This window comes from Wolbachia endosymbiont (group B) of Dolichovespula media, assembly GCF_947179505.1.
In the GTDB taxonomy this organism is placed as follows: Bacteria; Pseudomonadota; Alphaproteobacteria; order Rickettsiales; family Anaplasmataceae; genus Wolbachia.
Map to the genome: position 1 here is coordinate 278026 of NZ_CAMXBR010000003.1, position 20257 is coordinate 298282.

The 20257-nt window shown below is 36.0% G+C and carries 25 protein-coding genes and 1 pseudogene; 2 read left to right on the top strand and 24 right to left on the bottom strand.

What is annotated here, in order from left to right:
- Positions 1-23: 23 nt before the first annotated feature.
- Positions 24-1037 (top strand): IS110 family RNA-guided transposase, encoded by a 1014-nt coding sequence (locus OM967_RS03855; RefSeq protein WP_264337377.1) that lies wholly within the window; start codon positions 24-26, stop codon positions 1035-1037.
- Positions 1038-1082: 45 nt separating this feature from the next.
- Here the strand turns inward: OM967_RS03855 and OM967_RS03860 are convergent, their stop codons facing one another.
- From OM967_RS03860 to OM967_RS03870, 3 genes and pseudogenes are all read right to left on the bottom strand, one after another.
- Positions 1083-2012 carry a patatin-like phospholipase family protein gene (locus OM967_RS03860; protein ID WP_264337378.1) on the bottom strand — a complete coding sequence of 310 codons (930 nt, stop codon included), beginning with the start codon at positions 2010-2012 and terminating at the stop codon, positions 1083-1085.
- A gap of 318 nt (positions 2013-2330) precedes the next feature.
- Positions 2331-2717, bottom strand: a pseudogene (locus OM967_RS03865) (patatin-like phospholipase family protein); the annotation flags it as partial.
- 4 nt (positions 2718-2721) lie between these two features.
- Complete coding sequence (locus OM967_RS03870; RefSeq protein ID WP_191110950.1) at positions 2722-2940, bottom strand: hypothetical protein; 219 nt, start codon at positions 2938-2940, stop codon at positions 2722-2724.
- A 124-nt stretch (positions 2941-3064) separates the two neighbouring features.
- On the opposite strand from OM967_RS03870, the gene OM967_RS03875 reads away from it, so the two are divergent.
- Positions 3065-3601, top strand: a complete 537-nt coding sequence (locus OM967_RS03875) for an ankyrin repeat domain-containing protein (protein WP_264337656.1) — start codon at positions 3065-3067, stop codon at positions 3599-3601.
- Here the strand turns inward: OM967_RS03875 and OM967_RS03880 are convergent.
- From OM967_RS03880 to OM967_RS03980, 21 genes are all read right to left on the bottom strand, one after another.
- Positions 3578-4546 (bottom strand): phage late control D family protein, encoded by a 969-nt coding sequence (locus tag OM967_RS03880; RefSeq protein ID WP_264337657.1) that lies wholly within the window; start codon positions 4544-4546, stop codon positions 3578-3580. The genes OM967_RS03875 and OM967_RS03880 overlap by 24 nt on opposite strands.
- A 1-nt stretch (position 4547) precedes the next feature.
- The gene (locus OM967_RS03885; RefSeq protein ID WP_255586148.1) at positions 4548-4721 is read right to left on the bottom strand and encodes a tail protein X; all 174 of its coding nucleotides are present in this window, start codon (positions 4719-4721) and stop codon (positions 4548-4550) included.
- 10 nt (positions 4722-4731) lie between these two features.
- The gene (locus tag OM967_RS03890) at positions 4732-5148 is read right to left on the bottom strand and encodes a phage tail protein (RefSeq protein WP_191110947.1); all 417 of its coding nucleotides are present in this window, start codon (positions 5146-5148) and stop codon (positions 4732-4734) included.
- Positions 5149-5151: 3 nt separating this feature from the next.
- A complete protein-coding gene (locus OM967_RS03895) occupies positions 5152-7323 on the bottom strand; it encodes a phage tail tape measure protein (protein ID WP_264337658.1) in 2172 nt (723 codons plus the stop codon).
- A 112-nt stretch (positions 7324-7435) separates the two neighbouring features.
- Positions 7436-7687 (bottom strand): phage tail assembly protein, encoded by a 252-nt coding sequence (locus tag OM967_RS03900; protein ID WP_015588509.1) that lies wholly within the window; start codon positions 7685-7687, stop codon positions 7436-7438.
- A gap of 16 nt (positions 7688-7703) precedes the next feature.
- On the bottom strand, positions 7704-8204 hold the full coding sequence (locus OM967_RS03905) for a phage major tail tube protein (protein WP_065094343.1): 501 nt from the start codon (positions 8202-8204) through the stop codon (positions 7704-7706).
- Between the two features lie 14 nt (positions 8205-8218).
- Positions 8219-9376: a phage tail sheath subtilisin-like domain-containing protein gene (locus tag OM967_RS03910; protein WP_208571641.1), complete on the bottom strand. Its 1158-nt coding sequence runs from the start codon at positions 9374-9376 to the stop codon at positions 8219-8221.
- A gap of 15 nt (positions 9377-9391) precedes the next feature.
- The gene (locus OM967_RS03915) at positions 9392-9949 is read right to left on the bottom strand and encodes a hypothetical protein (protein WP_264330657.1); all 558 of its coding nucleotides are present in this window, start codon (positions 9947-9949) and stop codon (positions 9392-9394) included.
- A gap of 6 nt (positions 9950-9955) precedes the next feature.
- A complete protein-coding gene (locus OM967_RS03920; protein ID WP_264337659.1) occupies positions 9956-11431 on the bottom strand; it encodes a coiled-coil domain-containing protein in 1476 nt (491 codons plus the stop codon).
- Positions 11428-11613 (bottom strand): hypothetical protein, encoded by a 186-nt coding sequence (locus OM967_RS03925; protein WP_174517025.1) that lies wholly within the window; start codon positions 11611-11613, stop codon positions 11428-11430. The genes OM967_RS03920 and OM967_RS03925 overlap by 4 nt, the downstream gene beginning before the upstream one ends.
- A 7-nt stretch (positions 11614-11620) precedes the next feature.
- Positions 11621-12799 carry a hypothetical protein gene (locus OM967_RS03930; RefSeq protein WP_264337660.1) on the bottom strand — a complete coding sequence of 393 codons (1179 nt, stop codon included), beginning with the start codon at positions 12797-12799 and terminating at the stop codon, positions 11621-11623.
- 17 nt (positions 12800-12816) lie between these two features.
- Positions 12817-14766 (bottom strand): DUF4815 domain-containing protein, encoded by a 1950-nt coding sequence (locus OM967_RS03935; protein ID WP_264337661.1) that lies wholly within the window; start codon positions 14764-14766, stop codon positions 12817-12819.
- 6 nt (positions 14767-14772) lie between these two features.
- On the bottom strand, positions 14773-15459 hold the full coding sequence (locus tag OM967_RS03940) for a hypothetical protein (protein ID WP_264337662.1): 687 nt from the start codon (positions 15457-15459) through the stop codon (positions 14773-14775).
- 20 nt (positions 15460-15479) lie between these two features.
- On the bottom strand, positions 15480-16697 hold the full coding sequence (locus OM967_RS03945; RefSeq protein WP_264337888.1) for a phage tail protein: 1218 nt from the start codon (positions 16695-16697) through the stop codon (positions 15480-15482).
- 6 nt (positions 16698-16703) lie between these two features.
- A complete protein-coding gene (locus OM967_RS03950) occupies positions 16704-17501 on the bottom strand; it encodes a baseplate assembly protein (protein ID WP_012673241.1) in 798 nt (265 codons plus the stop codon).
- 9 nt (positions 17502-17510) lie between these two features.
- Positions 17511-17846 (bottom strand): GPW/gp25 family protein, encoded by a 336-nt coding sequence (locus OM967_RS03955; RefSeq protein WP_191110937.1) that lies wholly within the window; start codon positions 17844-17846, stop codon positions 17511-17513.
- A gap of 5 nt (positions 17847-17851) precedes the next feature.
- A complete protein-coding gene (locus tag OM967_RS08070; RefSeq protein ID WP_318010167.1) occupies positions 17852-18304 on the bottom strand; it encodes a PAAR domain-containing protein in 453 nt (150 codons plus the stop codon).
- Positions 18305-18343: 39 nt separating this feature from the next.
- Positions 18344-18913 (bottom strand): phage baseplate assembly protein V, encoded by a 570-nt coding sequence (locus tag OM967_RS03965; RefSeq protein ID WP_205517798.1) that lies wholly within the window; start codon positions 18911-18913, stop codon positions 18344-18346.
- Entirely contained in the window at positions 18903-19430 is a 528-nt protein-coding gene (locus tag OM967_RS03970; protein ID WP_224721422.1) for a hypothetical protein, read from the bottom strand. Before OM967_RS03970 ends, OM967_RS03965 begins: the two co-directional genes overlap by 11 nt.
- Positions 19411-19899, bottom strand: a complete 489-nt coding sequence (locus OM967_RS03975) for a phage tail protein (RefSeq protein WP_164224822.1) — start codon at positions 19897-19899, stop codon at positions 19411-19413. Before OM967_RS03975 ends, OM967_RS03970 begins: the two co-directional genes overlap by 20 nt.
- Positions 19892-20212, bottom strand: coding sequence for a head-tail joining protein (locus OM967_RS03980; protein ID WP_174516711.1), 321 nt, complete (start codon positions 20210-20212; stop codon positions 19892-19894). Before OM967_RS03980 ends, OM967_RS03975 begins: the two co-directional genes overlap by 8 nt.
- Between the last annotated feature and the right edge of the window lie 45 nt (positions 20213-20257).

Here is a 20257-nt window from a genome sequence, read left to right on the forward strand (position 1 = left end):
AATAGTAACGTATGGAGTTATATATGATCAACAACTTTCTTGGTATAGATGTTTCAAAAGAACGCTTTGACGTTTTTCTTTCGTTTATAAGTAAAAAAGGAAAACGTGAAACTAGAAAAAGGAAATTTAAAAACGATGATTCTCGATTTCAAGGCCTGGCAAACTTTCTACAAAAACATAACATAGAAGAGGTAAAAGCCTGTATGGAAGCTACTGGTTGCTATAGTGAAGCTTTGGCTGAATTTCTCCACAATGCCGGATATTTCGTTAGTGTTGTAAATCCTTATTGCATAAAATCTTATGCAAGGAGTAAGCTGAAACGACAAAAGAATGACCAGTATGATGCAGAGATTATTGCAGATTATTGTCAAAGACAGGAACCTTCTCGTTGGACACCACCTTCTCCTGAAAAGAAAAAATTAAAACATCTTTATCGTTGCTCAGATGCATTAAAAGATGAGTTAACACTAGCAAATAATCATTTAGAAAAAAAAGAGAGACTTCCTGAAGAAGTTGTAAATGCTTGGGAAAGCCTTGCAATGAACATAGAACAATCAACAGAAACAATAAAAAACTCCGTACGTGAACTATTAAATCAACACAAAGAATTGTTGGAAAATTTTCAACTTCTATTGACTATTCCAGGCATAGGAGAAGAATCAGCAATAGCTATTTTAGCTGAAATTCCTGATATAAAAACTTTTATAAATGCCAGGCAATTGGCAGCATATGCTGGAACTATACCACAAAATATAACATCAGGCTCATCTGTACATGCCAAGCCCAGATTAAGTAAAACCGGTTCACGCATATTACGTAAGGCAACGTACTTTCCTGCTATAGTAGCTAAAAATCACAATCCTATCATTATGACTTTTTGTGAGAAGTTAAAAGAGAAAGGCAAGCATAATATGGCCATTGTGGGAGCTGCAATGCGTAAATTACTCCATATAGTTTTTGGTGTTTTAAGTTCAAGGAAGGCTTTTAATCCAGATCATATCAAGAACTATAGAGTTAGGAGGTTTACTGAAGCTTAAAAGGAAACGTCCAAAAATGCGAGTTCTAGATTAAAAGGTTAAAGTTTATGATACTACTGTACAGAATTTATCTATTGCTTTTTGATTACATTCAATCATCATTTGTGCTTCTTTTTTTAAACACTTGATATTTTCGTATGTTGTATTGTCCATCTCCGTTGATGCTACTTTTAGCTGCGATTGAATTCTGATATAGCTATTGTTAATAATCTGGTCTAGCTGATAATTTACACAATCTAGTCCAGAGGCAAACATTACGTTTATCAATGGCTTAATCCAGGATATTTTGCCAAGTCTTTTCGATCTGAGGTATTTAATGGAATGAGACGATCTGCCAGTGCCGATGGACAGAAGTACTACATCATCGTTAGGAAATAGCTTTCTGCTGCTTGCATAGCTACATGCTGCTGGATTATTGGCAAAAACTCCTCCATCTATTAATACCATTTCCTTTTGGTTGATTTTTAAATATTTAGGTGCAAAGTAAGTAGGTGCTGCAGTTGCTGCTCTTAATACATCCCTTAATTTAATAAAATTTCTATCCTCTTTCCAGCTTTTGAAGAAAAATGGGCAATTATTGTGAATATCGTAACTCGTAATCAACACATTACTTAAAGTGTTTTTAAGGATATCATCGCCAAAATATTTATGAAGTACATGTTCAATATTTTTACTGGGGTATTGTGCACCGTTAATCCAAGAAAATATTGATCTTCTTAGAAATGAAGACTTAAAAATATAAGGTCCGTACTCCTGATAAAGATTAACCAAGTCATCAGCTGAATATTGTAGCTTTCCTTTGCTATCTTTTTTACATAATCCTGCTACAATAGTACCACCAGTTGAAGTACCCACCAATAAATCAAAAATTTGAGAAATAGGTTTACCCGTTTTTTGCTCTATTCCGGATAATATCATTGCTGGAATAATTCCTCTTATTCCACCACCATCAATTGAGAGAATATATTTTGTCATTTGTACTAAACTTTAGATGTTCTTGAGTATCTTTATTACCTGGTTACAATTGCTGCTTGTTTTATAAGAGACAGATTCGCTGAACGTATAACTGATGCACTGCCTCTCACATTGACTTTAACAGAGTTGCTTAGTAACTTTGTAAAACAATTCTCATAAAACTAAGAAGGCACAGTAAAAAATTAGTGTAACTATTTATAAGTACGCCACACAAACTGAAAGTACTTATAAATAGTTACACTAGTTTATAGAAGGTATCAGCCTAAATTAAAACTTTTTGTTATTTTTTATTCTTTTTAGCTAAATAATTTGTTGACAATAAAGACGGTATCTGGTGAGCAGTAGATTACTTGCAACATCGGCCATAGTACTTTCACCAAAGTATTTGTTGAGAATAAATTCCATATTTCTATACAAGTACTGAGAACCACTCAGCCAAGAAGCAATTGATTTTCTCCAAAATGATGATTGAAAGATATAAGCTCCATACTCTTGGTAAAGTCCAACTAAATCATTGGCAGAGTATTGAGGTTTATTGCTTTTACAAAGTCCAGCAACAATAATCCCACCGGTTGAGGTTCCTGCCATTAAGTCAAAAATCTGGGAAATTGGCTTTCTTGTTCTAGATTCAATTTCTGCTAGAATAATGGCAGGAATGATTCCTCTAATTCCACCTCCATCAACGGATAAAATATACTTTGCCACTTTTTTATTTGTGTTTCTGCTCAAGTTCATTAACTTCTTCAGCAAGATTTTTAACTCTTTCTTCAAGGCGATAGATGATTTCTGTAGTCCTTTGATTTTGCTCTATAAATTTATCATGCATATGCACTCTTAAGTCGAGCTTAGCTAGCCACCAGATCAATGCTATTGTTTGTATCACCATAGTAGCAATTACTGCCATAGGAATCTTTCCTGTGTTTGTCATCTTTTTTAAAGGAAAAGTTGTATATATACATATACAAGATTCATCAAAAATACGTCCAAAAAATCTTTTCTAAAATAAAGTTAATTAGTTGCACTAAACAAGCGATGTAAATAATATAATCAACATGAAATCTAGCCTTTTTTGGAAATTGTTAACAAGTTCAATAATACCGATGATATGCGTTATTGTTCTGTATCAGCACTTTAGTACAGACCAATTATCAAAAGATGTGCCAATAAAAAGTAAGGCAAGTGGCAATGATCTGGAAACATTATCTACTGCAGCTGAAAAATGTAATTTAGATACTGTAAGATCCTTAATAAAAAATGTAGTAGATATCAATGCTACTCATCATTTTGGTGCAACATCATTACACTATGCTACAAGCGGAGGCTGTTTGGAAGTTGTAAAATTTCTAATTGAAGAAGGCATTAATGTAAACACTACTGATGCTTTTGGCTGGACAGCTTTGCACTATGCTGCACAGGAAGGACGCTTGGAAATTGTTAAATTTCTACTGAAAAATGGAGCAAATCCTCTTGCTAAAAACAAAGATAAAAAAACTCCTTTAGATCTTGCTGTAGAGGAATTAAACAATAATAAAGAAAAAAAAGATATTTATGAGGAAATTATCAATTTATTTTCCCATAACTACTGTTAATATAGTACGATAGCCAAGGTTATCAATTACATGCTCAGCCCTATTTATTATCCATTTACCATAAACTCCTTTGCGAAATCCAGAAAGATTAATCTTTGCTTCAGCAAATAATTCAGGATTTCCTGGCATTGTGACATTGAGTGTTGCTGCATTACTCATCAGCTGATTCAACTTCGCAGATGCTGCACTTTGTGCCAAATCACTACTTGCATAAATATCTCGCAAAATATAGCTTGGTTCTTGATCACCTACTTTTTCCGTTATTGTCTCTGCTTTTTCATAATCATACCAGTAAGCAATAACCGAGCCATATTGATTACGCTCATTAAATTTTACTTTCCAATTTGTAATATCTCTAGGTGTTAAAGTAATAGTGCTTAAAGTTTTTCCGGTAACTGACTTTGCTTTTCCTTTTGAAACAAACAGTAAATACCCTCCAGCAGGTTTTGCTATTGCTCCATAAATTTGAGCAAGCCTGGTTAAAAAATGCATATCGCTCTCTGCAGTCTGATCAATATGTGATATCATGATATTTGCAAACTCTGCAGCAACCTTAGCTTGATAGCCATGTTTGTCTGCAATCTTTTTTACCAAATCATTTAAGGTGATTTGATGCCACTCATTAAACACTTGTTCCTTTAATGACTCTTTTAGATCCGCTGCATGACTCTTGATTTTTAGTCCTTGTGGCGGGCCTTGTAGCGTAATTTCATTCACTATGTAATCTCCCATCGGCACAATGCCAGTTTCTTTATACCCAAGTAAAATATTTAGCTTTGCCCCAGTTCTAGGAATTTCAAATAATGAATCACGGTCATCAAGATGAATTACAGCAGTATCACTTATTACTCCAGCTTCATCAGTAATATGCATTGATACTAACCGACTTTTTATCAACTCAGTGATTAAAATTCCCTCTACTGAAATACTAAAGTCTGGTGTCATTTTAATCCCATAGTTTTACTACTTGCTTTTGTGTCTCTTTTTGAATAACAGGAAGTTTAATGATTAATCCTGCAGGAAGAAGTTCGTACTCTGAAAGCCCAGGATTAGCTCTTAACACAATCTCAACTGCTCCTGAGCTGAATCCATAGTAGTTCCAGCAGATTAAATCTAACATATCATTTTCCTTAGTTTTGTAATATATCATTATCAAGTTGTATATCATCAACTGGATTATTTAGTGATCCGTCTGACAACACGTTATCATAGTGCTTCAAACTTAAGTGAAACTCAATCTTTCTTGCTTCACCATTTGGAAAAAAATATCTCTGCGTTTCTTCTATTTTCACAATAACAAAATGGCCTAAAATGTTACCTTGGCCATCAATGAGTAAAAGAGGTTTCGATAAATTTCGCATATTATTTATTTGTCCCAGTCCTCCTGAATAGATTACTCCCGCAAGCTCAATAACGTCCTCTCCAGGACCAATACTTTGAAGTAATGGCTTTTCTCCAATACGCTCAAGTGCAGGCCAGCGATATTCATTCCTGCGTGTGAAACCTCGCTCAGTTAATGAAAATCTATATGGACCAAGAGACAGCATAATTTAATTTATATCATAAAGTGCGCCACTAAATTGCTCTCTAATTCGCTCCATTACTTCATCAGCAATACTACGTACGTCTTGTCCAGAGCTTGGGTGAATATTAACATTAAAGTGATTATTGTGTGTTTTATTCTCTATAGTCTTATTGTGCGCTGCAATTGGGTGCTTAAGGGCGTCGCTTATAGTATTACTTACAGATCTAACTTCTAGTTTAGCCTCATTTTTTTTGCTCCATAGATTATTGATTGTTTTAAAAGGCTGAGTAATATTATTCCAAAACTTTCCTACCCAATCAGAAAAAGATTTCCATACAATTTTTACCGATTCCCAGATAGTAACAAAAAAGTTCTTTACCACTTGCCATTTGGTAATTATCAAAGTTGCAGCAACAGCAAGACCACCAATAATCAGCCCCATAGGGTTGCTCATTACGGCAATTGTCAATGCTTTAAATCCAGCAATTATTGCTGGAAAAACTGCAGAAAGACCTATTTTTACCAAAGTAACAACAGATCCAAACATTTTCCAAGTAGATAAAAGAGCAAATAAGGAACCTTTTACAAAAGTCCAAGCATATCCAAGAGATATGGCTGCTATTTTAATACTAATCAATGTTGCAATCGTACTTATGATCACTGTAGTCAGTACTGGATATTCCTTGGCACAAAGTGCTACTTGTGTAGTTGCTGACCTCAGAAGATTAACAGTAAAATTTAAAGGTGGTAATAGTACAGAACCAAGATTCATTCCTACTTCTGCTATTGAGTTTTTAAGTAACTGAAGGTTGTTTGCTGTAGTATTTGCTCTATTTTCAAACTCCCTTTGCATTGAGCCCTTATATTCCCCGTTTATTAATCGTAAAGATTTTTTGTATTCATCAAGACTACCAATAAGTAGTGCTATATCATCTTGATATTCAAGGCCAAAGAGATCAAAGAGAACGCTAGAACGTTCTTGCTTATCTAGTTTTGCAATTGTTTCTAAAAACTTAACTAATGTGCCTTGTGCATTCTTGCCAATTGCTTTCTCAAATTCCTTAGCATTTATTTTTAGCTGCTGAAAAGCTTTTTGAAAGTTTCCACCCTGTTTACTTGCTGTTTGCAGCTTGCTAAGCATTGCATTGATTGCCGTACCTGCTTTTTCAGGAGTTTTGCCAAGACTAATGAAGCTACTTGCCAGAGCTCCTGCTTCCGCTACAGTTAAGCCAAATTGCCTTGCCGTACCACCAATTCTGTTTAGTGCAGGAACAATGTCCTTAGCTTTTGCGGCAGTGTTATCAGAGATATGATTTATCGCATCACCAACGCTTTTCATTTCACCAATTTTAATTTGGTAAATATTAGAGAGCTTAGCAATAGCATCTCCTGCCTCTTCTGCTGACATATCAAATGCAGTTGCCATCTTGGCCACAGTGTCTGTGAAAACCGTAAGATCCTTAGCTTCAATACCAAGCTGCCCACCACTTGCAGTAATTTGCGCAAGTTCTGCTGCAGATAGCGGAATTGCTCGTGACATCCCCTTTAATGTTTCACCAAGTTTTGTCAAGCCATTTACATCTGTATCTTCAAACTTTACAACTTTCTTTACATCAGCCATGGCACTCTCAAAACTAATTGCAGCCTTAAGTGGTGCTGCAAGGGTGAGGCCAAGTGCCACAGCATCCATCATTTGAGCTTTGAAATTTGCTCTTTGCGCTAAAACTCCTTTACGTTTTTGCATTACGGAATTTAAAGCTGTATAGTTATTTTTAAGCTTTTCAATAGAAGAGCCAAGTTTAACTTGATCTCCAATAAGAGATTTTATATCTCTACCACTTTTACTGAACTCAGTGCGTAGTAGGTGGAGAGCACTTCTTTTTTGTAAATAAGCCGTTTTAGCTTTCAGTGCTGCAGCTTTGGATCTTGTAAATTCATTTTGCAGGCTCTTACTTGGTGCTTCTACATTTTTTATCTGTTTAGCCAGAGATTTTGTTTTTATTTCCAGTTCATTCCAAGAACGCCTAGCAAGCAGAGCATCGTGGCTTAATTGTTTAAACTTGAATACTGATTTACTTGATGATTCAAGTTGTTTTATCGTACTACCAATACGAGAAAGTTGCTTCGTGCTACCTGCTATCGTACTATTAAAACTGCTTTGCAGTGTTGCTCCAATTACTATAGAAATTGCCTTCATTTGTATAATTTTCCGCTACTTTCAAACCAAGTAATAAATTCTTCAATATCCATATCAAGCCACTGATTGATTCCACCACCAACCATTGAGCTAAGTGATAATATGCTCAACCTCAATTCTTCTGCTGAGACAAAAAACCTTGTAACGTTTCTTGAATCTTATTGTAGTCTGCTAAATCAAATTCTTCTACTGCTTCTCTTGAAATACTTGCAAGATTTGCAATCAGTGCTACTTCTTTCTCTGCATCGCTATTACCCATACGTTCAACAGCTAAACGATCTCGAACTTTTGGACGGCGTAGAGTTAGCTCTGAAACTAAAATTCCATCGATTTTTATTGGTTCAGTTAATTTAATTTTTTGCATTGTTTTACCCTTTTAGTTAAATTCCTAAAGCTGTGCGCATAGAAGTCATTTGATCAACACCATCGATCTTGCGAATCATATTCTCAGCGTCAATTTCAATCAATTCTCTGCCATCAATGGTAAGCTTATAATAGTTGGCAGCAATTATACATTTTAGTGTTGCTTTTTCAGCAGCCTTCCAGTTACCAAAATCAAGTTCCTTAAAGAGCCCTCTTAAGTTAATTACTACTGATTCGGCATCACTACTTCCCTGCAAACCTCCTCTTAAAGTAAGAGAAACAGCATTATTGTTTATCAATCCGAAAAGTCTAAAGAGCTCAGAGTCATATTCAGAAAAAGTGAAATCTGCTTCAAGCTTTTCCATGCCCATATCAATATTTATTGGAATATCCATACCACCAGCTCTGTATTCTTCTGTTTTTATGGTAAGTTTTGGCAAGGTTACTTCATCTATTTTTCCTGCATAGCCACGACCATCAACAAATACGTTAAAATTCTTTAGGATCTTTGGTAACATCTCTCTTTCTCCTTTTACAATATTGCGCCACTCACAAGGTGTGACCTGAAAGTAATCTGTTCAGCTGGATATGGTGGCGTGAACTCAAAATCAAAAGACACTTTTCCGCTTGCAATATTTGTTGGTGTATTGAGCTCTGGAGTTGCATAACATTTTCCGCTAATAATCGCCCCTTGCGCTTTTAAATTTGCAAGATAAGAATTTACCCCCTCAATCACATCATCTATATAAGTTTTGGTAATATTGCGATCAACTGCCCATAAATGAGCTCGAAGTAGACTATCGTTGATTAAATCTGCAGTCCTTCTCACTGACAAAAAAGCCCATTTTGAGTCATTTGAACATGTTCTATTTCCCCAAAGCCTATAGCCATTTTGATGAATTATCGTTGTTACTTCATTTTCATTCAAGTGGTTTGCTCTACAATTTATATTACCGAGCGTAAAATCAATAGGCCTGCTTGTTCCAACAATACCATTTATCTCTTTATTTGAAGGTGAGTGCCAGAAGCCTTGCTCGCTATCTATCTTAGCTATTAAACCAGCTACAAATGAACTTGGAGGGAGAATTTCTTCTTTTCCTTCAATAAAAACCTTAACCCACGGATCAACAACATAAACTCTTGAGCTGCCTACACTTTTTCTCCATTTTATTGCTTCTTCATCATTGGTATTTGGTCCATCTGCTACTATTATTGCTCTTAGCTTTTCTGCTATAGGAATTAAAGCGCTAACCACTGGATTTCCAGCATCTCCAGATAATTGATGAGTAAACTGAGGTGCAATTAGTATTCTTGGCGCAACATGAACTATGCTTTCACTGCTTAAGAACGCTTGAATTCCCTGATATTCTCCAGTTTCTTCGTTAACTCCACCAATGACATTGCTGAGCGTCTCTTCTACTTTCTCCTCAACTCGAATAACTACTACTGTTGCACCAATTTGGGAAAAAATTGCATTAATAGCTGAAGGCAAAGTCCCAGATTGACCAAGTTTTGCTGCTTCTTTTAAGCTTCCTGCTATTAATATTGGTTTATTTAGTGGAAACTTTTGCCCGTCAGCATCAGGTGCAGTACCAATTACTCCAATTACCGATGATTTAGCTGTTCGTACTGTCCTCGCTCCTGAGGTAACCTCGATAACATTTACTCCATGTAGAAACTGTTCTGTCATTTCTTTTTCCCCTTTTCAACTTTCTTGCATTTTTTGTTTACAATCATCTAGCAAAGTTTGCAGCTCTTCCTTACTTTTAGCTTCACCGATTTCCCTTTCAGCTATATCCACCAATTCTTCGCACTTGATTATTGCTTTTTTCGCTCTTTTTGCTTTTTCCTGAATTATTCTTGCCATTTCTACTACTGAAATTCCTCGGACTTTTGCTAATGGCTCTATAATTTCTGCATCTTTTTTGTCTATAGATTCTGGTGCTGCTAAAATGTTCTCTGCGGCTTTTGCTTGTATTTCGTACGACTTAGACTTCTGATGAGAATATCCTGCGTATTGGTGAGTATAGTTATCATAATAAGCATGAAGATTAGAAAGTGCAGAAAACTTCGCATTTTGTAGTAACTCCAATTCAATATCTTCTTGATTCCGCTGAGCAATTTTGCCTCCTTCTGTTAAACAATAGCTTTTTTGCCAATCAAAATCTTCTGGTGCTTCATACCAATCATTTTCAGTTGGCTTGCTTTCAAGTGTTGTTGTTTCTACTTGTTTATCATTTTCAAATCTAATGTAGATAGACATTGTTTGTTACCTCCAAATCTCATACGTGTTAGATAATCCTGGACATTGCCAAGCTTTTAGCGTTCTCTCCACATCTACTTCAAGTCCTGTAGTTAGAACATTGCTACGTATGTTATAAATCCCCCACTGAATAAATTGACCATAGTTGTGTACATAATTTGATGCAAGCATACCTTGACTAACTTGTGTTCTGGAATACAGATAAGATGATGTGTAAAGTAATATTGCAACTGTTTTTCCTGCTGGAATCTCCACATTACCAGATCCGGCTAACTTGCTATCAGAACTCATGTATTGGTAAACATTTTTCCATACTATTTTTGAAATACTTGATTTATTAGAATTAGTGTTATCAGGAGTTCCCACAAATAATCCTGCTCCCCCATACTCCGTACTCGAATACGATGATCCAACAAATTCCATTGTCTTATTTATGTTCACATTGGTTGTATTTTTTACAAATACTACTCCAAGTGCAGCATACGGGTAATAGTATATCTCATCATAACTACCCGAAAAACTTTTTGTGCATAACTCTCCGTAAATAAATGTTCCTTTACTTCCCTCTATAAAACTTAGTTGTCTTGGCCGATAAAAACTAACGTAATCTGTATTGTACGTATGGCTACCTGCTAGTAGTTGTAACATATAGTCAGTTTTTGTTATATCACTACTCCACTTTCCAAGCTCTGTCGTAAAAGTTCCGTGGCCAAAATAATTATTTTTTCTGCCAAGTACACCAAATAAGAAAGGTAATGACCCTGGTTCAACCATGTTGCGCTTTCTTATTTCATTTATAAGAGACACTTTTAACTGTTCATCCCGAGTTTTTACCTCATTTATCAGGGATGTTTTTAATTGGTTATCACGAGTTTCTATTTCCCTAATAATTGATGAGCCAGATGGTACATTATTAACAGCACGAAAATCTTCTACTAAACCTTTAAGACCATCTTTATGACTATTACTAATGCTATTTATTGCTGCAATATTGGCATTCTTTCTCGTATCAAGTAGCGATATATGCGAATCTGATGATGCTTTTAAAGTATTTAAGGAATTATCCCTAAGCTTGTTAATTTCATTGACAGAATCTGTTTTCGCTTCAGTTATTGCAGATATTGAATTTTCCTTATTGCTATTTATGTCACTTAAGTGCGTCCTTGCAGCGCTCAAGAGTTCTTTTAACTTACCATCTGTCATCTGTACAATTTCAGAAACCGCACTTTTGTCGATTATTGATTCCAGTGCTTTAGCAAGATATGCTAGTTGATCTGGTGTACTACTTCCTGCTAAATCTTTAAGCCTTCTCTGTAGTGCATCAATTATCTCTTTTACTTCAGTTATTTGTACAATGTCAGCAATAGCTTTTTTATCTGCTATCAATTCCAGCGATTTTGCAAGATATGCCAGTTGATCAGCCGTGCTATTTGCTGCTAAATCCTTTATCCTTTGCTGTAATGCTTCTATTGCTTCTTTCATTCCCAAAAATTCAAAAAAGTTTCAAATCTAAATCGTTCAAAATTATTTTTAAGTTCATCTTCTCTTTCACTCATATCTTCATCTATCTTTTCTATGGCTCTGCGAATACGTACTACATCTTCTACAGCTATGTTCTCTGGATGCGGCAAAGGATATCCTCGTTTGGTTTGATCAAAAGTCATTTAAATTTTATGTTACTATTACTCTGAGATTTTTGACTTTAGGACGATAAATAACCGTTCCACTTAAAACTAATTTTATCCTTGTCTCATTAGCATTAAAATTTGTCAGCACATGAGTTCTCTCTACCCAATTTTCTCCAATTGGTTTTCCTGATGTTAAATTTACTAATTGCCAATCACTGTTGCTTTTTTGTACATAAGCTTTAACATCTGCAGTGCCAGGTATCAGCGCATCGTACGTTATGGTGATTTTAGTATTAGCTCCTGCTGTAATACTTCTTATAACATAATCTCCTTTTTCCCCTATATTACCCATAACTAGCTGTAACCCAGGATATAGCACTGGACTTTTTTCTCGCCCTCCTTTTAGGCTTGCCTTTACTGTTAGCTCTCCAGATAGTCTTTCACGCAGTGCAAGTGGCAAATTATCAGACAAAAAGTTCTCTTTTCCCTCTTCATCTGTTAAGATAAATTCCACATTGGTATCAAATGCTACTTTTTCGACGTTCGTCAAAACAATTAAATCTGAAGTATTGGTTGCTGTAACTTTTCCCAGATCAATAACGTGAGAATTTTCGCTAAATTTTGCAGCCAAAAGCCGAAACGTTAAATCTAAATTTTGATGTGGAGTCCAGGTGCTTGCATTGCTTGATGAAAGTAATACTCCTACTTGATATGGCTGGCTTGTTACCCAACGGCTATTTACTGCATCATATTTGCCAAGTTCTGCTATTTTTACTGCAGTATCTGCATCATCAGTAAGTAGTACTATTGCATACTCCTCTCCTGCATGGCAAAACACTGGTGACCACTCTATACGTGTTGCTGTGCCATCTATCTTTATATCTTTTGGCTCAATATAGCTTTCAGCAATGACAGTTTGCGAGGGCACTCCCACTGCTGTTTCTCTAATCTGCACAACAACACGTTTTTTGCCTTTATTTACAAACCATAGTTCCACGCCTCCTATGTGCCTACTTTCATTTAGAGTAAATGTTTGCGCTAAAGGATCAACTCTTCTTGCTGCGATAACTCTTCTTCTTTCTTCTATGGTAATAGTTTTTTTACCAGTATAAGTTGCTTCTCCATAACTGCCTTTATCACCGAAGAACTGTACTAATTTAGTACCTGCTGGAATATTTGCTGGGATTTTTATTTTTCCACTTATTTGTCCTTGATTTTCCACTTTTTTTCTTTTTATTTTTACATAGGTTGGATAATGATGCCGTCAAATTTTACTTCTTTAAGCCTTTCACCTAGCTCAAAACCTTCAATTTCAAAATCTTGTACTGCTTCTCTCATAAATTCAGCTTCGTATGAAGTACTTGACAGCAATTCTGTTGTTTCTTTAACATTAAATACTCTAGTTACTGGACTTTTCCAATTAGTGATAACCTCTGTCCAGTGGTCAATGTTTTTATTTAGAGTAATTTGTGCCGGTACTGGATCAAAAGCTTGATATGGATTGATCTTTTCTCCTTTGGTCTGTAAAAGCTGCTCCAGTACCGGTTCAAGTTCATATGGCAACAAATAAGTTTTTTCTCCTCCATCAATATCAGCAATCGTTACATCTATTGGTAAAATTAGTTCCTTATTTACTATTGCTGCAGACTGCAAAATTCCTTGATCGCGCATATCATCATCAAAGAATGAATCAACAAATACTCCTTTTTTGGTGGTAGGTTCTCTTGAATTTGCATCATTGCGTAGACGTTCCTCTGCAACCAGCGCATAAAGATCATTTATTCCTTTTTTCATTGCTTCAAGCTCATTCATCGGTACAGCATGAATAGCATTATTCACTATTTTTACCCCTTCTTTTTCTCCGTTTTTCCACGTCTGATGAATGTAGCAGAGCAAAAGTTGTCCAGAGGGCGCTTTAGGCATCGGTGGTCGCCAAGAATGGGAAATTCCTTTTATTCTCCTTACCACCCCTTTGCTATCGATAGTAATTAAATCAAAGCGGGGCATTTTCCAGGTATAATCTATCAAAACCAAGCTGTTATCAACTGCTCCTTTTACTTTACACCCCTGCTCACTTATATCTTCAGGGCTTACATGAGTGCGACAGCGGTAAGTTATTTGATAACTACTTCCAGGAGCTGGTTCTTTACCTGGTAATGACCAATCAACGTTTCCTGCGTTTAATTTGTAATCTATACTATTTTCATAAATAACATTGCCTTGTTTAACTTGAATAATCTCAAGTACTGCAGAGTCAGGTATCGGATCAATAGCTCCAGAGTATGAACCATGAGTAACAGTAATGGTTTTCTGAACAGTTATATCTACTTTTTTAATTTCACTTATTGGAAAATCATTAACCTTCAGTTCCATTACTCTTTGGCTATTTGGCTGAAAAGTATGTGGTTCTGATTCAACTGATTTTATATCCGGATCTTCATCAAAAGAAACACGAATACTGTGAGGTAACTCAATCTCATAGCCATCAACATGAGCTTTGCCCTCATTAATCACAAATATTTCTTTTTTACCTTTTTTTACCCCTTCTTCTCCCTTTTCTTCTTTGTGGAGGAACATCACTTCAAGGCCATTTACAACGTAGGAACCATTTGCCTCTTTGTCATAACGAGCAAGAGCTGTAGTTACTATATTTGCTTGTGGTGGCGGTGAGTGTTCTATTAATACTCCATTTTCAATGTTGTAAATTGGGTAAAATTCGCCATTTGTAGAGTTAACAGTAACACTTTCTACTTGGTATCCCCAAATGATGGAAACTTTAAGCCTTGCAGCTCCTACTTCCTGATAGTTTCTTGTACCAACTGCAGGATCACGAAGATTTTCGTCCTCAAGTTCTGTAATCGTAGATTCTAGATAATAAACACCTATACGCACTGTGGTACTCAGTGGAATAACAAACTCTTTTGCTTCTACTTTTCTAACTGCTCCACGAAGATAGATTTTTCCTCCTTCAAGTGTAACTTTACCAGTTTCTCTATCTATAATACAATTGCTTCCTGTTATAACATCACCATCACGAAATATTGCATCGCCTATACCTTTAAGCTTAGAGAGAGCATACTCCTGAGTCTCGTTTAATTCTGCTGACTGTAGACCTCTTCCAGCAAGAAACAAACTTTTTTCGTATTCTTTGTCAGGATTAAAGCGGTTATAATAACTATTTAAGGTCATTTTATTTCAAAAAGTTACAACAAATGAAAAAGTTTCCCGAGTTGCAGATGTTCTGATAAGTGGCACGGTGTGTTCTAAAACTAACAAAATTCCAGGATTTTCCACGTCTTTTGGCTCAAAATATCTCTGCCCAGATGACACTTTTTCCTTTACCTTTGTACCAACCATAACCCCGAGCTCCCTTATTACTTGATTTGCTGCGTCCGTGAAATCGAAAGTAAATTTAAGATAGAGATTATTAGTTGGTACATTAGAGAGTTTAAACCTACCTGTGGGAGTTAGAAGCTCTCCATCATCATCACCAGTACAAAAGAGTATCTCATCAACAACACGACGTCCAACTTCCTTAATTAATGTTGCAGAAGTAATTAGTTCCGGTGGTGTGTCTTGAGTGTACTCTATAGTGATTACGCTATCTGCTATAATTGCACCATTTTCTACACGCTCAATAGTGCCTGAGCTACTATCAACTATATAATCTATGCTTGACTGATAAATTGTTTGCCCTGTATAAACTTTTACATCTTTAATAGTGTGGTGATCTAAACTTATCTTGCCGCCTGCTGCAAAAGTTTTTTCAACTTTGTAGCTGCTTTCCCAGGTAGAATCTCCAGATCCCCAAGCAAGATGTATCGGTTGCTCTTTTATGCTCGCAGCAATAGCTGCTCTGCCTGATTGTGTGAGTACTGACATAGTTGATTGTGCAGTTGATATTATGTATATACAAGATCCGTAGAGAAAACGTCCAATTTTTTTGCAATAATAGGATCAAAATCTTTCCAAGGGCGATTTAAGTGGCGATGTTCATGCCAAGTAACCATACCTGGATAGAATGCTGCTACGTAATTTTCTAGCTCATGAATGGGATCTTTCTGTTTTGAATCTGAATCATTTTTACAATCAACGTGATATTCCACTAAATTAGACTCTATTATTTTTTGATCAGTAAAATTCTTCGCTTCATAGTAATAAGTTATACTAAATCGCTCTAAAATTGGTGTACGTTGAAAATTCCAAATCTGCTCAGAAAGTTTATCTTCACTTAAGTGAAATGTATGCTCTATTTCTTCATAAGTAGTTGATGCAAAACAAGCATTGATATCCCCTAAATTCCAACTATCTGACAATACTATCAATGCTTTAGCAAACTTAATTTCTGGCAATAAACTCTGTGGTAGAGGATATAGTGCTTCTAAGTTGTACCACTCATGATTTCTTTCATATGTACCGTTGTAATTCTTCGTGTGAGGCTCTGTCTCTCCTAATGTTGCAACATCTAACCTATATAAATCATTACTGTAACTTCTATCATAATGTGATCTAAAAGTGCCAAATTTAAATCTTGGATTTCCTATTTTCAGCTCAAATGAGTTTTTTCTTCCAAACGATAATACTGGTCCTTCTTTTGCTATTTTTACACCTGAGTAGTCTGAAAGAAGATCTCCAAAAATACTTTCATCTAACATAAACCGCTGAGCATTGTAATAGTCATTGAATATTCGCATTAATCGAGATCTTGCCGGTGCAGAAAGTTTTGCCAGAGCAATTACACTATCGACAAAAAAGTCATTAGGAACATCAGAGATGCCAATTTGAAATTCAGCAAAATGCTCTCCTGGTGGTTCTTCTTGAATGGTAATATTATCAATGTTTGCCCATTTCAGCGCCATCTTCAGTGACTGTGGTGTACCGCGCAAACGTTGAAATCTTATTCCGTTTTGTTTAGCTAAGACCCATTCTTTTAATGCACTCTTAGTAGCTTTCTTACCCCAGGATAAAATTTCTCCCAAGCCGTATTCCGCTACTAGCCACGGCAACATTTCAGTCTGTGGGTTAAATTTAAATCCCCGTAGAGAATTTGCATCAAGAGAATAATTAATTATGTCTGTAAGTATTTGCTCTTGCTTTGAAGCATTTGGAGGAAGTATCACCAATTTTTACCTAACACTTAAATTATTTAAAGTAACGCATTCATTATCTTGCACGACGATGTCTTCTATCGGCTCTGTAAGCTCTATATTCTGCATACCTTCTATAAAGAGGTGGGCAATAATCCATGATCTGGTAACATTCCACCCTAAACCTTTAGCAGATTCAAGATCTTTGATAAATTGTTCCTTTACAGCTTCGATAACATCTTTTGATGCAGTAGGGTAAATATGCACTTTAGCATGAATAGTAATGGGAATAATACCACAGCCAATAACTGTAAGCGTATCTGTTAATACACGAATATCATCACGAATAACGTGATTTCTGACGATCTCTAGCAATTCTTCTGAAGGTACTCCATCATTTTCTGTGGAAAGTATTGAAATCTGTACACTTCCTGGTATAGGTGATACCACTTGCGCATCTTTTACTCTCGTGTCAGCAGATAATGCATGATAGCGATAATGCTCTTTACTCCCTGCTGTTGACCAACCAACAATTTTGGCTTTTACCCGCTTCCTTAAGGATTCATCATTCTCTGACTCCTTTCTCAGCACACCATAAAATTCAGCCAAGTGATCAAGGTCATTACCTCTTGCAAAAGCAAGTAAATTTGCCTGTGCTGCATCATTAATCCTTTGCCTAAGCAAAAGTTCACGCCAGGCTGCTACTTCCAGTATCTTTATTGCTGGATCACTCTCAGTTAGTGCAGAAAAACTTGCATTCCGACGCACTAACTCTTCTTTCATTCGCGAAAAGATTTCCTCAAATTTTAATGTTTCGACAATATTTGGTGTTTTCATCCTACTACCTTATACTATAATACCATCAAGGCGGATCAGCTTTCCATTTGGCAGATAGATTCCCTCTAAAATGAGAGTTACTTTACCTTCTTTTATTTCTGTTATTTGTACACGTTTAAGCTTAAATCGACGCTCCCACTTTTCTAATGCTTCTGCAACTGCTGCATAAAGTTCTTGTGCAAAACCAGGTACAATTGGATGATCTATCAGCTCAAATAACCTTGATCCGTAATCTCGGCGCATAACACGAGTGCCAATTGGCGTAGTTAAAATATCAACTATTGATTGTTTTAAATGCTCTATACCACTTATTGTTTTACCAGTTTCAGAATTCATACCACGCATATCACTTACCCTGCAAAGACATCATTGCTTCCTTGTTCTGCCACTGCTCCACAGGAAATTAGGTCACCAGTACGAGCAATGGCTTTGCCATTTACAAACACTGAATCTGACCCCTCAAGAAGGGATTGACTAGTATGTGGTGGTTTATAAGGGTCTGTTGATGCATGTTGTGACCATTCATCTCCTTGACGATGCACAGGCCTACCATTTACAAACACATTACTGCTTCCTCCTATGCCAGGGCTTTGTAAATAATCTCCATGTTGGTTACACATATCACCAAAACGAACAACTTTTCCCTGTTTTGCCAAACTTAAATCTTTGTCTGATTCTGAAAGTCGTTTTTGCCCTAACAATGAACCTCTTGTTTCCTCCTCTCTTCTTGACTCATCTTCACATCCTGATTCATATCCACTTAATTCTGATGTTTGAGAGGTATACTCAATATCACCAATCATAATACCCTTATCATTATTAGCTCTAACATTTTTCTCCGGCTAGTTTAAATCTATTTTTTTCGCATTTAACTTAATGCCACTCTCAGTAATCTCTAGACTTGAGTTCCCAACCTGTAAGACAATCTTTTCATCAGTTATATTTGAACTTGATTTTCCCGTTTTTAAAATAACTTCCTTACTAGTTACTTCCATTTGCGTTTCTTTCACTGCAAAAACAAGAGCTCCTTCTTCTTTGACAGAAATTGTAAACTTATGACCATTTCGGTCATAGTAAATAACTGTTCCATCTTTAAAAACAAAACCGCTTACTTCTTCCTTACTTCCTTCTGGAATAGGATATTTTTTATAATAAATTGCAGGTAAGACAATCCCTTTGGCAATTTCACCAGATGGCGAAAGTACTATCACCTGTTCTCCAATACTTGGTGCAGACCAACTTCTGTCTTCTCCAGCTCTTGCTGTTACCCATGGCAACCAGTCTGTTAATATATTACCTATCATTTTTACACGTACCTTAGCCGTTCCACAGCCTACTTCTTCGACTGTGCCAACTCTAATCAAGTTATTAAGTTTTATTAGTAAGTTCGCATCTTCAAAACTATTCATCATTTTTGCCAACCTTTACATATTTATGCTTATTAGCAACTCCAATATCAGGCGTAAACCCAATGTAAACAGTACTCGGCGGAATACTACTCTCTGCCCATACTGAATCACCAAGATGTACTTCATGCACCCACTCTACCATCCACACTAAATATGCATCGAGCTCTGGCCTAAAATCATCTCCTCCTCCTGAGATAAATTCTCCTGGTGAAATTTTCTCCACTTTCCAAGTGTTTTTATTTACCACTCTTGCTACTTCTGCCGCCAATGCTCTGACAATAATAGGTGCATTTTCTATTGTGCTATCAATCACAATTCGTGCTTCAAATTTTGCTCTCAGCGCTAATTCTTCTGTTCCTGGATCATGTCCTTTTTCAAAGCCACTAAGTTCTATAAATACTGCTGGTGCTATCAATTCTTTCCTGATTGCTGGATAAACCTCACAAGTTTGAATTGCTGGTATCTCTGCCTTTAGCGTATTACAAATTGCCTCATGTAAATTAGTCCAAAATGCCGTCATAAAATAACTCATGTGTAAAATATTTTTCAAATATCCTTTCAACTTCATAATTAACAAGATTTTCTATTATCCTTGAAGCCTCAGGTTCAAGTGGTAGTTTAACCTCCTGTATCGGTAGTGCTGTTCTTCCTACACGTTTAAAAATACCACGATAGCCTCTTGGCATTGTTGCCATAAATTCATCATTAAATGCTGTTCTTATTTTTGCTTGTTTTATATTTATATCATACAGATATGCTCTAATTAAAACTTTCAAAGTGCTTTTTCTTGACTTGATGATTCTTAGTCTTTTTCTAATTACTTTCAGCCTAATTTGCTTTTCTTCACTGATTTCTCGGACAGCCTGAGATTTTAACCATAGTGCCGTTTTGTTTAGCGCTCTTACCGCTGCCAACTCTACTTTAGCTTTGTTAGCATCAATGTCGTGAGTAATTCTCTCAATGTTTTCATTAACTTCAATTTTAAACATCTTTCTCTCCAAGTACTGTACAGTTTATATTCCAAACTATTCCTGAATTACCTCGCAGTGGCGGAGAATATACTTTATATTTACAACCATCAATAACAAAAATATCTCCCACCATTGGCCTGAGTACATCAAAAACGCTTACCTCAAGAAAAAGCATCTCTCCCACAAATTGTCCTTCACCAATCTCGTATAATTTATCTGGCTGTTGCTTTAGTACTTGTACCATATATGACTTATCCTTTGATTCATACAAAGCTACTTTTCCTAAATGAGCAAAACAATCTTTAAATAATCTCTTAATATTCTCTTGCACATTTCTCCGCTATATACTAACATTTATATGCTAAGAAGAGGTAAA

What these genes read in the sequence shown, in the direction of transcription:
- OM967_RS03855 (WP_264337377.1), top strand. Translation starts at nt 24, where the DNA reads ATGATCAACAACTTTCTTGGTATAGATGTTTCAAAAGAACGCTTTGAC.
- OM967_RS03860 (WP_264337378.1), bottom strand. Translation starts at nt 2,012, where the DNA reads ATGACAAAATATATTCTCTCAATTGATGGTGGTGGAATAAGAGGAATT.
- OM967_RS03870 (WP_191110950.1), bottom strand. Translation starts at nt 2,940, where the DNA reads ATGACAAACACAGGAAAGATTCCTATGGCAGTAATTGCTACTATGGTG.
- OM967_RS03875 (WP_264337656.1), top strand. Translation starts at nt 3,065, where the DNA reads ATGAAATCTAGCCTTTTTTGGAAATTGTTAACAAGTTCAATAATACCG.
- OM967_RS03880 (WP_264337657.1), bottom strand. Translation starts at nt 4,546, where the DNA reads ATGACACCAGACTTTAGTATTTCAGTAGAGGGAATTTTAATCACTGAG.
- OM967_RS03885 (WP_255586148.1), bottom strand. Translation starts at nt 4,721, where the DNA reads ATGTTAGATTTAATCTGCTGGAACTACTATGGATTCAGCTCAGGAGCA.
- OM967_RS03890 (WP_191110947.1), bottom strand. Translation starts at nt 5,148, where the DNA reads ATGCTGTCTCTTGGTCCATATAGATTTTCATTAACTGAGCGAGGTTTC.
- OM967_RS03895 (WP_264337658.1), bottom strand. Translation starts at nt 7,323, where the DNA reads ATGAAGGCAATTTCTATAGTAATTGGAGCAACACTGCAAAGCAGTTTT.
- OM967_RS03900 (WP_015588509.1), bottom strand. Translation starts at nt 7,687, where the DNA reads ATGCAAAAAATTAAATTAACTGAACCAATAAAAATCGATGGAATTTTA.
- OM967_RS03905 (WP_065094343.1), bottom strand. Translation starts at nt 8,204, where the DNA reads ATGTTACCAAAGATCCTAAAGAATTTTAACGTATTTGTTGATGGTCGT.
- OM967_RS03910 (WP_208571641.1), bottom strand. Translation starts at nt 9,376, where the DNA reads ATGACAGAACAGTTTCTACATGGAGTAAATGTTATCGAGGTTACCTCA.
- OM967_RS03915 (WP_264330657.1), bottom strand. Translation starts at nt 9,949, where the DNA reads ATGTCTATCTACATTAGATTTGAAAATGATAAACAAGTAGAAACAACA.
- OM967_RS03920 (WP_264337659.1), bottom strand. Translation starts at nt 11,431, where the DNA reads ATGAAAGAAGCAATAGAAGCATTACAGCAAAGGATAAAGGATTTAGCA.
- OM967_RS03925 (WP_174517025.1), bottom strand. Translation starts at nt 11,613, where the DNA reads ATGACTTTTGATCAAACCAAACGAGGATATCCTTTGCCGCATCCAGAG.
- OM967_RS03935 (WP_264337661.1), bottom strand. Translation starts at nt 14,766, where the DNA reads ATGACCTTAAATAGTTATTATAACCGCTTTAATCCTGACAAAGAATAC.
- OM967_RS03940 (WP_264337662.1), bottom strand. Translation starts at nt 15,459, where the DNA reads ATGTCAGTACTCACACAATCAGGCAGAGCAGCTATTGCTGCGAGCATA.
- OM967_RS03950 (WP_012673241.1), bottom strand. Translation starts at nt 17,501, where the DNA reads ATGAAAACACCAAATATTGTCGAAACATTAAAATTTGAGGAAATCTTT.
- OM967_RS03955 (WP_191110937.1), bottom strand. Translation starts at nt 17,846, where the DNA reads ATGCGTGGTATGAATTCTGAAACTGGTAAAACAATAAGTGGTATAGAG.
- OM967_RS08070 (WP_318010167.1), bottom strand. Translation starts at nt 18,304, where the DNA reads ATGATTGGTGATATTGAGTATACCTCTCAAACATCAGAATTAAGTGGA.
- OM967_RS03965 (WP_205517798.1), bottom strand. Translation starts at nt 18,913, where the DNA reads ATGATGAATAGTTTTGAAGATGCGAACTTACTAATAAAACTTAATAAC.
- OM967_RS03970 (WP_224721422.1), bottom strand. Translation starts at nt 19,430, where the DNA reads ATGACGGCATTTTGGACTAATTTACATGAGGCAATTTGTAATACGCTA.
- OM967_RS03975 (WP_164224822.1), bottom strand. Translation starts at nt 19,899, where the DNA reads ATGTTTAAAATTGAAGTTAATGAAAACATTGAGAGAATTACTCACGAC.